Here is a 12,209-nt window from a genome sequence, read left to right on the forward strand (position 1 = left end):
AGGTACAGGTCATGTCAGACAAGACGCACGCGTCATCGAGTGTGCGATGGGCTCGCTTTCGCTTTCAGGTGGTGGGTCCGCTCTTCGTGGAGCCCCCCGCCGCTGGCATGCTGGTGCAGGCTCTCGACGAGTTGGCGTCACGCAGCTACGAGCACCCCACCAAGCCGGGAGTGCGCGTCCAGTTCTCGCGCTCGGCGATCGAGCGTTGGTTCTACGCGGCGCGCAACGCGACCGGTGACCCGGTGGGCAAGCTCGCGCGCAAGGTCCACGCGCACGCGGGGACGCACCCGACGATGTCGGCGGCGGTGGAGGACGCGCTCACCAAGCAGCACCGCGCGCACCCGAGCTGGACCTATCAGCTGCACTACGACAACCTCGTGGCGCTCGCGAAGAAGCAGCCCGAGCTGGGCACCGTGCCGAGCGTGGCGACCGTGCGGCGCTTCATGAAGCGCCGTGGGCTCCTCAAGGTGCGCAAGCCTCGGCGTCGCCGAGGGCAGCCTGCGGACGAGCCCGTGTTCGAGGCGCGCGAGCGGCGCAGCTTCGAGGTCGGTCACGTGCACGCCCTCTGGCACGCGGACTTCCACGTGGGCTCACGCCGCGTGGTCGAGCCGGACGGGACGTACTCCCAGGTCGTGCTGCTCGGCTTCCTCGACGACGCGTCGCGCATCGCTTGCCACGTGCAGTGGTACCGCGAAGAGAGCGCCGAGGCGTTCGTGCACGGGCTACAGCAGGCGCTCCAGAAGCGCGGCATGCCGCGGGCGCTGCTCACCGACAATGGCCAGTCGATGCAAGCCCACGAGGTGCACGGGTCCACAGCGAGCTCGGCATGACGCCGCTCGAGCGCATGCTGCAAGGCCCATCCGCGAGCCGCCCATCGTGGTCCAGCGACAAGCTGCGCCGGGCCTTCCGCATGGAGGTGCAGCGCACGCAGCGGCGTAGCGACGGGACCCTCACCGTCGCGGGCGTGCGCTTCGAGATTCCGTCTCGCTACCGCGTGCTGCTCCGTCCGGTCGTGCGCTACGCGCGCTGGGACCTGTCCACGGTCGACCTCGTCGACGAGCGCCACGGCACCCACCTCGCGACCCTGCTGCCGCTCGACAAGACCGCGAACGCCACCGGTGCCCGCCGCGTCGTCGAACCCGTCTCCCCACCGGGGGTCGTCGACGACCCGTACGTCGGCGTCGCGCCCCTCCTCGAAGCGCTGATGGAGGACTACGCCGCTACCGGCCTCCCGCCCGCCTATGTCCCGCTCGCGGAGTCCACCGACGAGCCGAAGTCCACCGACACCACCCCCGAAGAGACACATGAATCCTAAGCTCCAAGCCCTCTACGGCCTCAAGTTCCATCCCTTCCGTGCCGACATCCCCACCGAGGCGCTCTTCGTCTCGCCGGCCGTCGACGCCTTCTGTCGTCGCGTCGAATTCAGCCTGACCGATGGGGGATTCGCCATGGTCACCGGAGACCCCGGCGCCGGAAAGTCCATTGCCTTGCGCGTCCTCGAAGACCGCCTCCGTCGCCGACAAGACCTCATCGTCGGCACCATCGAGCGGCCCATCGGGCGCGCCTCCGACTTCTATCGCGAGCTCGGCGACATCTTCGGCGTGAGCCTCCATGGACACAACCGATGGGCCGGATTCAAGTCCCTGCGCGAGAAGTGGAGCGAGCACATCGCCACCACCCTCACCCGGCCCGTCCTCATCGTCGACGAGGCGCAGGAGATGATCTCCGGCGTCTTCACCGAGCTCCGCCTCCTCTCCAGCAAGAGCCTCGACGCGCGCTCTCTCCTCTGCGTCGTCTTCGCTGGCGATGCCCGGCTGCCCGACCGCTTCCGCGCTCCCGACCTGCTCCCTCTTGGCTCCAGGATCCGTCGACGACTCAAGCTCGAGCCCGCGGGTCGCGATGAACTCGCCGCTTGCCTCGACCATCTCCTCGACGCCGCCGGGGCCCCCCAGCTGATGACCACCGAGTTGCGCACCACCCTCGCCGAGCACGCTGCGGGCAACTACCGCGTGCTCATGAACCTGGCCGACGAGCTACTCACCGTCGCCGCCGAGCGCGACCTGCCGAGGCTCGACGAGAAACTCTTTCTCGAGGTCTTCGCCACGCCGGCACCGGCCCGCGCAGCTGGACGCAAGCGGTGAATCCTCTCGACCCCCGCGTGGTCCACTACGCTCCGGAGGTCGCTCCTCTGGTCGCGCTGCTGGCCGTCGTCAACGCCGCCGACGCCGCCCTGGTGGTCGTCCACGCGCTCGAGCGTGTCGAAGGCTGCCCCTCTACCGAGGTGCGTCTCGCCCGTCGTCTACGCGCCGCCCTCGCGGGATCCTCGAAGGCCACCCAAGCCTACCTCGACTACGTGGTGGAGCTCGCCATCCCGCCCCCGCGCGCGGACCCAGACGCCGACCCCTTCTGACTCGAGACGCCCGCCAGGAACCCTGGCGGGCGTCGTCGTCTTCGGGCCAGGGCACGCGCGCCACACGTCCATCATGATTCGTGATCGGAGGCCCATCATGTCACGTGACGCCACTCAGCACGAGTTCCTCGCGGAAGACAGCGCGCAGGCGTTCGATGCTCGGCGATTCACGCCCCTCCGAGTGGGCCGCGCGCAGACGCTCGAGCGGTGAGGTGTCGATGCCCTCGTGCGTGGTCCGATTGTAGTCGTACTCGACCCAGGCCGTGGTCGCGTCGTTGAGCAGCTTGAGGTTGAGATCTGGGACCCCCTCGAGCATCGCGATGCACTTGCCCTCGACGGGCGCGAAGAAGGACTCCTGCTTGCCGTTCTGGTACGGACTCTCGCGCAGCGTGAAGTTCTGCTGGATCCCGAGGCGACCCAGCCCCTGACACAGCTCGGCGGCCTTCATCGCCGAGCCGTTGTCCATCATGATCGCGCGCGGCAGACCGCGCTTCATGAAGGCCTGACACAGGGCGTGGACCAGCTCGGCGACGCCCTCGTTCAGGTACCACTGCGCGTGGCAGCAGAGCCTGCTGTGGTCGTCGATGATCGCCATCAGATACGCCTTGGCGTAGGTTCCGTTGGGCAGCAGGACATGGCGGCTGCAATGGTGGAAGTCGAGGTGCCAGAGCATGTGCGCGTGGGCCATCTCGTAGCTCCGCACCTCTCGCACGCTGTGATGCGCGTGGTGGTCCGTGCGCCGCTTCTGCTGCGTCCAGCCTTGCGCGCGCATGTGTCGCCGCACCGTCGAGTACGAGGGCAACGGACCCAGCTCGGGCGCCTTCTCCACGACCGCGTCGAGGTTCTCGTGGTGCAGCCGGAAGCTCCACGTGGGGTGCTCCTGGTACTGCTTGCGAATGGCCTCGTTCAGCCCGGGCGACAGCGACCGGCGCTTCCCTGCGTCCGAGCGAACCTTCCTGCCGAGCTGCGGGAATGGGTCCTGGGTCGCGCTCGCCGTGTAGAACCAGCGCTCGATGGTGGAGTACGCGAACTTCACCGGCAGCCCCGTCACGGGATGCGTGAACGTCGTTTGAGAGAGCGCCTTGATCGCAGCGCGCAACGCACCGTGCACCGGCGGTGACGTCAGCAGCGACCCCACGACGGCGAAGCGAAAGTAGGCCCAGCGTTCGCTGGGCGGGAGTGTTGTTGTCATGCCGGCAACGCTACGAAGCGCGACCAACTCCGGTCATCGAGCATCCTCTGCGTGTGGCCGTCGGCCCTCGTTCAGCACGCCCCGGGCGGCCCGAGCCAGCGAGCCAGCGACCCCAGCAGCACATGCAGCCGCGCCTCCACGCACGGCGACGTCATCCGATCCAGCCATGACCGCGGCATCGTCGATGGCTCCGCAGGCGGCACCAGAAGCGCACTCAGCTCCTCGCCCGCGCGCGTCTGAGGGAACTGTTCCAGCCACCACCGCCGCCAGCGCACCAGCGTCCGACGGTCCACCCCGAGCGTGGCCCCGAGGTGCGTCACGCGACCCGCGCTCACGCCATGCTGCAGCGCCGCCCCAAGCACCACCACCGCGCCCAAGTACGCGCGGCGCCCGAGGTACCGCACCGACGCGGGCAGCACGCGCTGGCGGCAGCCCTCACGGCTGCAGCAGAGGCCGTGCCGGAACGCGTGCTCCGGTCCCAAAGCCCAAGGCCCGCCCCGAGGCTTGCGGGGGTAGTTGGCGACGTGCATCGCTGCTCCACACGCCCGGCACGGGCGGCCGCGCTCAGCAGCGGCCAGGTCGGCATCGAGCTTCAGCAACGCGTGCGGAAAGCTCGCATTCGAAAACACCTTCTCGTACAAACACAGCTCCTTTTGGTCAGCACCTAAAGGAGCGCCCCCTCCGCACTTGATGGTCAAGTTTGCGGAGGGGGCGTCTTGTTGTCCCCTCATCGAGCGTGACCAGGAACACGCCCGATCGCATCGCTCAGCCCGCTGCTACAGAACACGTACGACCCGGAGGACCGGCACACGGAGACGACGTACGACGTGCTGGGGCGGGCGACGGCGATGATTCAGCACATGGCGGAGGGCGAGCCTGCGCTGGTGACGGCGTACGAGAACTACGACGGCGAGGGGAACGCGCGGCTGGTGCGGGACCCGCTGGGGCAGGAGACGACGCTGACGTACGACGGGCTCGGTCGCCTGACGGACGTGACGCTGCCGGCGCCGCTGGGCGAGGTGGCGGCGGGGCTGCCGCGGTTGCTGTCGACGCACGCGGCGTACGACGGCGGGGACTGCGTCACGGCGGTGACGGAGACGCTGGAGCCGGACGGCGGCGGGGCCGCGTTCACGCGTGAGCTGACGTGGGACCACGACGCGTTCGGGCGGATGACGCGGCACGGGCAGCGCGGTCGGGACGTGACGTACACGTACAACGACAGCCTGCGGCAGATGGCGCAGGCGAGCAGCGGGGGGACGACGCTGTATCAGTACGACGCGCTGGGGCGCATCGACTGGGCGGAGCTGGACGGGGACCGTGTGGACGTTTCGTACGTGGAGCACGAGGACCTGGTGTCGACGGTGACGAACCCGAACGGGACGGTGGCGACGTTCGGGTACGACGCGGCGACACGGCGGCTGACGGGGGTGACGCACACGCGCGGCGGGACGCCGTTCTTGGCGTACGGGTATGCGTACGACCACAACGGGAACCGTACGCTGGAGACGGTGACGGAGGGCGGCTCGGAGGAGCGCAACGAGTACACGTACGACGCGCTGGACCGCATGACGCTGCACCGGCGCGAGACGGGCGCGACACCGGGGCCGGAGGACATCCGAGAGACGCGTTACGCGTTCGAGCTGAGCGGCGCACGCGGCTACAACCGGCGCGTGGAGGACGTGCAGGACGGCGGCGGGCAGGAGCTCGCGCGGCGCGTGTACGACTACGACGGCGCGAACCGGCTGACGACGCTGAGCGAGACGGGCGGCGCGACGCGGACGGTGACGTACGCGCACGACGCGAACGGCAACCGCCTGAGCCGCGTGGACAGCGCAGCCGGCGGCGAGCAGACGCTGTACCGCTACACGGTGCAGAACCAGCTGAGCGAAGTGCTCGCGGGCCCGGCAGGCGCGGAGGTGAGCCAAGGCCAGTACGAGTACGACGCCCTAGGCCGCCGGGTGCGGCAGCACGGCACGCAGCGCGGCGACATCGAGACGGTGTACGACGGGCTCTCCACCCTGGACGAGCACGAGGTGAGCGGCGGAGGCGCCGGGACACCGCTCGGGCACTACCACTACGCGCTGGGCCTCGCGCGCCTGGACGAGGGCGGCGGCGAAGAGCGCTACTACCACCTGGACGGCCGCGGCAACACGGGCGCGCTCACCGCCGGGAGCGGCGGCGCGGACACACCCGGCGACGTGCTGACCAGCTACCGCCTGGACCCGTTCGGCGCGGTGCGCAGCGGCAGCGACCCCGTCAACCGGCAGGTGTACACGGGGCACGAGACCGACACGGAGACGGGCCTCATCTACATGAACGCGCGTCACTACGACCCGGAGACGGGGCGGTTTGTGACGCAGGACACGTGGCTTGGTACGGGCGGGGACCCGGGCACGCAGAACCGGTACGCGTATGCGCTCGGGAACCCGGCCACGTACTGGGACCCGACGGGGCACTGGACGGAGGTGTATCCGGGCGGCTGCACGAGCGGCAAAGACAAGTGCGAACAGGCGGCAGGAGGCCAAGGGGGGATTCCATACCCCGAGGACTCGAGCGTCATCCCGCTCGGCGGACCGAGCCCGTCTTCCGCGGCACCCGCACCGCAAACCCAGGCGGCGCGTCCCACGCCACCCGCGCCCCGCGGGACGTACAGCGTGATCTCCAGCGGCATCACGCCCGCGCAGGTCTACAACGCGGCCTACTCCTGGGTGCAGTCGCGGCGGCAAGTGCTGGAGGAGCGCCACGCCGAGATCACTCAGCGCATCGACGAGCGCACGCGCGTCACGGGCTGGTGGGGAGAACGTCGGGACTACACAAGCGGGGCGGGGTACGCAGCGAACCGAGGCTGGGACCCGAACCAGCAGCCCATCGACACGAGCAACGTGCCGACGATGAGCCCGTTCGAGATGACCCGGGTCTACACCTCGGAGTCGATGCCGACGGCCCTCGAGCTGGAGGTGCTCGAGGGTGTGAACCTGCTGTTCTCGCTTGGGGAGATGATCGCAGGGTCGGAGCTCGGTGGGGCCCTGTCGACGAAGCGGAACTACGAGCGTCTCTCAGAGCTGCTGACCTTCCTAGCGGTGCTGGAAGACTCGCCTGAGGTGCTGATCGTGGCGATCATGAGAGCGCCACAGGCGTTCATCGACAGGTACCGGAGCGGCGACAGCGCAACGGTCGGCTCGGTGCTGAGCACGCTGTACCAATCGCTGGGTGGGCTCGCGCAGATGGCACTCGGAACTGCGGTGGGCGCCATCATCCTCAAGAACGGCGTGAACGTCGTGGACGAGGCGGTCGACGGTGCTTCGGAGATCGCGCAGTTTGCTGCCCAGGCTTCGCACCACGGACCCGAGTTGCCGGGGCCGTCAGTGCCACACGGCGGGACGCCTGACGTGCCGGGGGGCGGCCTGACCCCCGGGGGGGGAGTGCCGACGTATGATACGCCCTTCCGGCCGCTAACGCGGAACCAGCGCAGGGCAATCCAGGAGCGCGTCAACAACCGAACTGCGTCGCGTGAGGATTTGGCGCACCTCGATTGGGACCGAAGGTTCAACAATCGGCGACGGGCCGGGGTCAGACGTTTCTGGGCTGCAGAGCGTCAGCGGCTCCGGGATGGTCTTCCTGGGACGCGCGAGTGGACTTCGGAGCAACGGGAGGCGATCCTTGCAGGGCGCACACCCCAGCACAATGGTGCCCCCATCGAGGGTCACCACATGTACAACGCGCTGGACCATCCGCACATCGCCAACGATCCGACCAATATCCATCCAGCCACGGATGCCGAGCACTTAGGGCGCTGGCACGGTGGAAACTACCAAAACGATACGTTCGGAGCTCCCCTTAACCCAGATTTTCCTGAGGACTTCTAGATGTCAACCATTGTACTTCGGGCCCAGGTTGATCCGTCTGCTTCGTTGTTGGGCGCGCTACGGCGGGTGACCGGGACCGCACTCGGTGAGCTGCGGTCATCTCTTATGGACGGCGCTCCGATCGTTTCAGAAGCGATATTCGGGAACGATCACGACGAAGTATCCCTAGTTCTTCTGGGAGTAGCGGACGTGTTCGAAGACGCCGGTGTCGACTACGAAATATTCGAGCTGGGGGAGGGCGAGACTTTCGAAAGTGCTCCGCTCGATCGACGGGAGATCTCCCTCAGTACGCTCAAGAACATTCTGACCACCTAGTGCCGCCGATCGGAAGTTCGTTCCGGGTTTCACTCGCGTGAAGCAAGCACCCAGGGGTAGGAGTCGACGAGGTTGCCGAGCACGTCCTTCAGAACTGCCCGCTCGTGTGTCCGCTCCCATTTCTCGCGGTGGTCCGCGATGTCGAGGAGCCAGAGGTGCACGGTGTCGCGACGCAGGCGGACATGCTTGATGGCGTCGGCCGCGGGGCCGGACTCGACGATGACTGCGGTGCGGTGCGTCAGGACCTCCCCCTACCAAGAGCGCGCAAGTGCGCGCGGAGCATGAAACAAGGGCTGAAGTGAGATTGTGATGAGCTTGGCTGAGCGGCTATGGGCTGTCGAGGACCTCCCTTCCGGGGACGGGCTGGACAGGTCCGTCGCAGCCTCCACATCCGGCGAGGGCCTGGTTGGAGAGGAGCCGTTGGCGTCTCGCGATAACGGCTTCAGCGGCGATTCGCCCAGGCAGGTCGGGCTCGACGTCGCTGTAGACCTCGTCGGGCGTGCGACCACCGAGCGCAGCTCTCGGGATGAGGGTGTTGTGGTCCTCGACGTACATGCCGGTGAGGCGGACGAGGGTCTCCTCGGAGTCGAGGTGGTGGAGGAAGAGCCAGCGGTGCTTGAGGTGGTTCCAGAAGCTCTCGATCATGCTGCTGGAGAAGGTGACGTCGACCTGGGCGCGGGCTTGATGGAGCAGGCCGGCAAAGTCGGGGTGGCCGACCGTGGTGTTCTCGGAGCCGCCGTCCGTGATGACGGTGACCGGCGGGCTGCCCGCGGGCAGGTAGGCCACCGCCTGGCGGAGCAGAAGCTCGGTGGCGGAAGCGCGGCAGGAGGTGCCGACGGTCCACGCAAGGATCTTGCGGGAGTGGTTGTCGATGATGCCGTGGAGCCAGCGGACGGTGCCGTCGAGGAGGCGGACGCGGGATGCGTCGATGTGCCAGAGCTCGTTGGGGCGCGATGCACGCACGCCGACTTTGGAGCGGCGGGGATGCAGGCGCTTGCGCGGGCGCTGGATGCCGAGGCGGTGCATCTCACGGAGGCGGGGGAGGGCGGGGACTACTTCAGGCGGTCCCGCCAGTAGCCGGGCTCTCGACTCATATGGGCGACCGCCAGCACCGCCCGGCGGCCCGATACTGTTCCGATGATGACCGAGTACGGGAAGCGCTCGAGACCGAACCGGCGGACATCGCGCTCGGCGTCGATCCCCGGAATCGCGACACCGCTTCTCGGGAACCGCGCGGCTCTCGCAACGCGGGCCTTGACCTCGTCGATGAAGAGCAGGCCGTGGCCCTCGCACTCCGCATCGATGTACTTCGCCGCCGCCTCGAACTCGTCGAGGGCGTCTTGCTCAAACGGAAGCTCCATCAGCGCGATTCGAGAGCGGCCCGAACACGGGCGAGTGCTTCGTCGCCCGGGATGAGACGGGACTCGCCGCCCTCGACCGCCTCGATGCGCCGCGCGATCTCTGCCTTCCAGGCAGGGCTGAGGTCACCCTTCGGAGACAGGCTCTCGTTGAGGGCGTCAGCAAGCGCGGCCCGCTCGTCCTCGGGGAGGGACAGGGCGTCTTCGAGGATCTTCTGAGCGGTCGACGTCACGAGCCCAGTCTACGTCCCTGAGGTGGCCTCCGCTACCGGGTCGCCTCCTCGGCCCGTCGCGTGCGAGAGTGGCCCAGCCCGTTGCCCCGGCTCACCACGGAGACCGAGTGCTCACCGCACGCAGCGATGACCTCGAACCTCACCCACCCTGACGTCATGACCCATCGCAACCAACAGACGAACTCTCCCTCGCGGCCTCGTGCCGGTCTCGTGGCCCTGATGGCATGGCGCACTTCGGCCGGCCGTCTGCGGACGGTGGTGAGCACTACTCGAGGCGGTCTCGCCAGTAGCCGGGTCGGCGCCGTCCGTGAGTGACAGCGACGACGAGGACCATTTCGGGCTCAATGGAGACGACGAGTGAGTATGGGAAGACGCGGAAGCGAAACGTCCGGACGTCGACGCCCGCAGGGTAGCCCGCCTCGCGTTGCCCGGTCGCGGGTAGCTCGGCGGCCTGCTCGACGAGCTTGCGCATCTCCTCGCGAAACCGCTCGCCGTAGCCAGGTCGCTCTGCCTCGTGGTGCTCGGCCGCTGCAACCAACTCGGCGCGGGCCTCGCGATGGAACCGAAGCTCGCGCACTACCGGCTCAGCACGGCGTCCAGATGTGCCTCGACCTCGGCCAGCGACTCGGTCTCGACCTCGCCACGTCGAACTTGCCCGACGCGACGAACGACCTCGTCTCGCCATGCGGCGGAGACCTCGCTGCTTGCCATCCGGGGAAGGGTGTCGAGGATGCGCAGCGCGAGGGCCTCGCGGTCCTCTTCGGGAAGCGCAAGTGCGCTCTCATAGAGCTTCTCGGCGGTCGACGTCACGAGCCCAGTCTACGTCGACGTGCGCGCACTCACAACCTCCCGAGAGAGGAGCCGCGCCGCGTTCGCTTGGCGCGTCTCGACCTCGTCCCAGGGAACGGACTTTACCGCGCCGGGCTGTCTCGGCCTTCCACTCCGGGCTGAGCTCGACCTCGGGTTCAACGGGCGCCCAGCTCCGCCCACGCCGCGGCGCTCATCGCCTCTGCCGGGACCACCTCGTCCTGGTCCGCCACGACCCAGAAGCCGGGTTGCCCTTCGGTGTACGGGACGAGGCCATCCCACCGTGCCTGCGCGTCAGCTTCGCCTGCGTCCGGGAGCACCCCCGCGCGGAGGCAAGCCACGTCGCGGCGCAGGTCTCCGGGGGCGCGCTCGTAGCCCCAACGTCCGAAGAGCACGACGTCGCTGTCAGCGGCGAAGACGAAGAGACCAAGCTCTCCGCTATCGTCCTGGGTGACGACCCAGGTGAGCGCTTCGGGGAGGTCGGTCACGCTAGGTCGCGGCCGTGATGTGTCGGACACCCTTTGGAAGCTGACCCAGCTCGCGCAGGTCGAGCTCCTCGAGGATCTCGTCGAGCGTGCGCGCGATGACGGTGGCGTTGCGGATCTGCGCCAAGCGCGGCCAGGTGCTGCGCTGGCCCGCGTCGATCAAGCGCTTGATCTCGTCTTCGCCGTCGTAGTCGAACAGCACGTTCATCCAGCGGAAGTCGCGCTTGTTGAGGATGATGTTGATGTCGCCGGTGTAGTCCTGGTCCAAGAGGCCGTGCGCCATGAGGATGGCCGGGCTCAGGAACGGCAGGCCGAGGCTGCTCCCGACGTCCTCCAGCGTGAGCAGAGTGTCGCTGGCCAAGCTGCGTCCCAGCTTCTTGAAGGTGTCGGACACGCGCCGCCGACGCCGGACCTTTGGGTCGTCCACGAAGGGCACGGCCACGGGGTTGATGAGGCTGACGATGTAGTGGTTGATGCCGAACAGACGCGCGAGGCGCTTGGCCGGCAGGTCCTGCGCGAAGGACCCGTCCACCCACTTGCGCGAGGGCAGGTAGGGCTTGGGCTTGCCGTCGGCGCCCTTGGCGTAGAGGGTCACGGGGGGCACCACGCCCGGGATGCTGGCCGAGGCGTCGATGGCCGAGCGGATGTAGACGTTGGGCGAGGTGATGGCGTTGAGCAGGCGCGAGGCTTGATGACGCTCCACCGGCGCGATGGAGACGTTGATGTAGCGGCCGGTGTGCTCGTAGGCCTCTTGGAACGTCATGTCGTTGCAGAAGCTGTCGATGGCCATCTGCTTGACCACCTGGGGCGTGACCTCCTTCTCGAGGCCGGCCAGCACGCGGAACGGGCTCAGGTGCGTCGGCAGGTCGTAGCGGAAGTCCTCGAAGTGCCCTCGCTCGAGCTCCTCGTCGGTGCGCGTGCCGATCTGCGCGCACAGCCACGAGCCCGCGCTCGCGCCCGAGAGGACGTTGGGCAACAGGCGCTCGTGGACGAGGGTCTGCACCACGCCGTGATGGAAGTAGATGACGCCGCCGCCCCCGCTGAGCATCAGCGCGGAGCGCCCGTAGCAGTGGCTGGCCCGTCGAAAGAAGTCGACCTTCTCGACCAGCGGGATCTCGCGCGGGCTCGCGGCGGCGACGCAGCGCAGGGCCTCGACGATGACGTTGACGTAGTCGTCGACCAGGGCCTTGGTGCCCGACTTGGCCTGCGCGTAGAGGGTGGCGCGACCGATGCCCCCCATGTTGCCGTGGATACCCTCGTTCAGGGCGTAGAGCACGCCGTGTACGTCGCCCGCGTCGATGGCGGTGCGGAGCTGGTCGTGGCGCTGGCGGATCTCACGGTGGTCGTACAGGTGGCTCGGCTCGCGCTGACGCCAGGCGTCCATGCCGGTGTGGTGGTCGAGCTGCTGGGCGGTCTCGAGCCACGAGCGGTAGTCGGTGGCCTGTTGGAGTCGCTTGCTGAGCGCACGTTGGGGGCTGCGCCGCACGAGGCTGCGCGATGCTTGGGCGAGGGGGGGATTCGACACGTGGTGAGTATACGCGCA

General features: G+C 68.3%; 13 protein-coding genes and 1 pseudogene. 5 read left to right on the forward strand and 9 right to left on the reverse strand.

The features are described from left to right. Positions 1-11: 11 nt before the first annotated feature. The 3 genes and pseudogenes from H6726_11290 to H6726_11300 all read left to right on the forward strand — a co-directional run bounded on the left by H6726_11290 (position 12) and on the right by H6726_11300 (position 2,410). Positions 12-1,315, forward strand: a pseudogene (locus H6726_11290) (DDE-type integrase/transposase/recombinase). Further along, positions 1,305-2,141 (forward strand): AAA family ATPase, encoded by an 837-nt coding sequence (locus tag H6726_11295; GenBank protein ID MCB9658221.1) that lies wholly within the window; start codon positions 1,305-1,307, stop codon positions 2,139-2,141. Before H6726_11290 ends, H6726_11295 begins: the two are co-directional and overlap by 11 nt. Then, a complete protein-coding gene (locus H6726_11300) occupies positions 2,138-2,410 on the forward strand; it encodes a hypothetical protein (GenBank protein ID MCB9658222.1) in 273 nt (90 codons plus the stop codon). Before H6726_11295 ends, H6726_11300 begins: the two co-directional genes overlap by 4 nt. Before the next feature lie 100 nt (positions 2,411-2,510). Here H6726_11300 and H6726_11305 read toward each other — a convergent pair whose 3' ends face one another. Continuing rightward, entirely contained in the window at positions 2,511-3,602 is a 1,092-nt protein-coding gene (locus H6726_11305; GenBank protein ID MCB9658223.1) for a transposase, read from the reverse strand. A 71-nt stretch (positions 3,603-3,673) separates the two neighbouring features. Further along, entirely contained in the window at positions 3,674-4,132 is a 459-nt protein-coding gene (locus tag H6726_11310) for a hypothetical protein (GenBank protein MCB9658224.1), read from the reverse strand. A 330-nt stretch (positions 4,133-4,462) separates the two neighbouring features. On the opposite strand from H6726_11310, the gene H6726_11315 reads away from it, so the two are divergent. Both H6726_11315 and H6726_11320 read left to right on the forward strand, forming a co-directional pair. Further along, the gene (locus tag H6726_11315) at positions 4,463-7,468 is read left to right on the forward strand and encodes a hypothetical protein (GenBank protein MCB9658225.1); all 3,006 of its coding nucleotides are present in this window, start codon (positions 4,463-4,465) and stop codon (positions 7,466-7,468) included. After that, a complete protein-coding gene (locus tag H6726_11320) occupies positions 7,469-7,783 on the forward strand; it encodes a hypothetical protein (GenBank protein MCB9658226.1) in 315 nt (104 codons plus the stop codon). A 327-nt stretch (positions 7,784-8,110) separates the two neighbouring features. Here the strand turns inward: H6726_11320 and H6726_11325 are convergent, their stop codons facing one another. From H6726_11325 to H6726_11355, 7 genes are all read right to left on the reverse strand, one after another. Continuing rightward, complete coding sequence (locus tag H6726_11325) at positions 8,111-8,809, reverse strand: transposase (protein MCB9658227.1); 699 nt, start codon at positions 8,807-8,809, stop codon at positions 8,111-8,113. Positions 8,810-8,835: 26 nt separating this feature from the next. Then, positions 8,836-9,144 (reverse strand): type II toxin-antitoxin system RelE/ParE family toxin, encoded by a 309-nt coding sequence (locus H6726_11330; protein ID MCB9658228.1) that lies wholly within the window; start codon positions 9,142-9,144, stop codon positions 8,836-8,838. Next, complete coding sequence (locus H6726_11335) at positions 9,144-9,374, reverse strand: addiction module protein (GenBank protein MCB9658229.1); 231 nt, start codon at positions 9,372-9,374, stop codon at positions 9,144-9,146. Before H6726_11335 ends, H6726_11330 begins: the two co-directional genes overlap by 1 nt. A 265-nt stretch (positions 9,375-9,639) precedes the next feature. Further along, on the reverse strand, positions 9,640-9,951 hold the full coding sequence (locus H6726_11340) for a type II toxin-antitoxin system RelE/ParE family toxin (protein MCB9658230.1): 312 nt from the start codon (positions 9,949-9,951) through the stop codon (positions 9,640-9,642). Next, positions 9,951-10,184 carry an addiction module protein gene (locus H6726_11345; protein ID MCB9658231.1) on the reverse strand — a complete coding sequence of 78 codons (234 nt, stop codon included), beginning with the start codon at positions 10,182-10,184 and terminating at the stop codon, positions 9,951-9,953. Before H6726_11345 ends, H6726_11340 begins: the two co-directional genes overlap by 1 nt. A 155-nt stretch (positions 10,185-10,339) precedes the next feature. Then, positions 10,340-10,669 (reverse strand): hypothetical protein, encoded by a 330-nt coding sequence (locus tag H6726_11350; protein ID MCB9658232.1) that lies wholly within the window; start codon positions 10,667-10,669, stop codon positions 10,340-10,342. Position 10,670: 1 nt separating this feature from the next. After that, positions 10,671-12,191 (reverse strand): DUF3336 domain-containing protein, encoded by a 1,521-nt coding sequence (locus H6726_11355; protein MCB9658233.1) that lies wholly within the window; start codon positions 12,189-12,191, stop codon positions 10,671-10,673. Positions 12,192-12,209: the final 18 nt, after the last annotated feature.

The sequence above is a fragment of the Sandaracinaceae bacterium genome, from assembly GCA_020633055.1.
In the GTDB taxonomy this organism is placed as follows: domain Bacteria; phylum Myxococcota_A; class Polyangia; order Polyangiales; family Houyiibacteriaceae; genus JADJJE01.

Coding starts and splice junctions, on each gene's coding strand:
- H6726_11295 (MCB9658221.1), top strand. CDS start 1,305: ATGAATCCTAAGCTCCAAGCCCTCTACGGCCTCAAGTTCCATCCCTTC.
- H6726_11305 (MCB9658223.1), bottom strand. CDS start 3,602: ATGACAACAACACTCCCGCCCAGCGAACGCTGGGCCTACTTTCGCTTC.
- H6726_11310 (MCB9658224.1), bottom strand. CDS start 4,132: ATGCACGTCGCCAACTACCCCCGCAAGCCTCGGGGCGGGCCTTGGGCT.
- H6726_11315 (MCB9658225.1), top strand. CDS start 4,463: ATGGCGGAGGGCGAGCCTGCGCTGGTGACGGCGTACGAGAACTACGAC.
- H6726_11320 (MCB9658226.1), top strand. CDS start 7,469: ATGTCAACCATTGTACTTCGGGCCCAGGTTGATCCGTCTGCTTCGTTG.
- H6726_11325 (MCB9658227.1), bottom strand. CDS start 8,809: ATGCACCGCCTCGGCATCCAGCGCCCGCGCAAGCGCCTGCATCCCCGC.
- H6726_11330 (MCB9658228.1), bottom strand. CDS start 9,144: ATGGAGCTTCCGTTTGAGCAAGACGCCCTCGACGAGTTCGAGGCGGCG.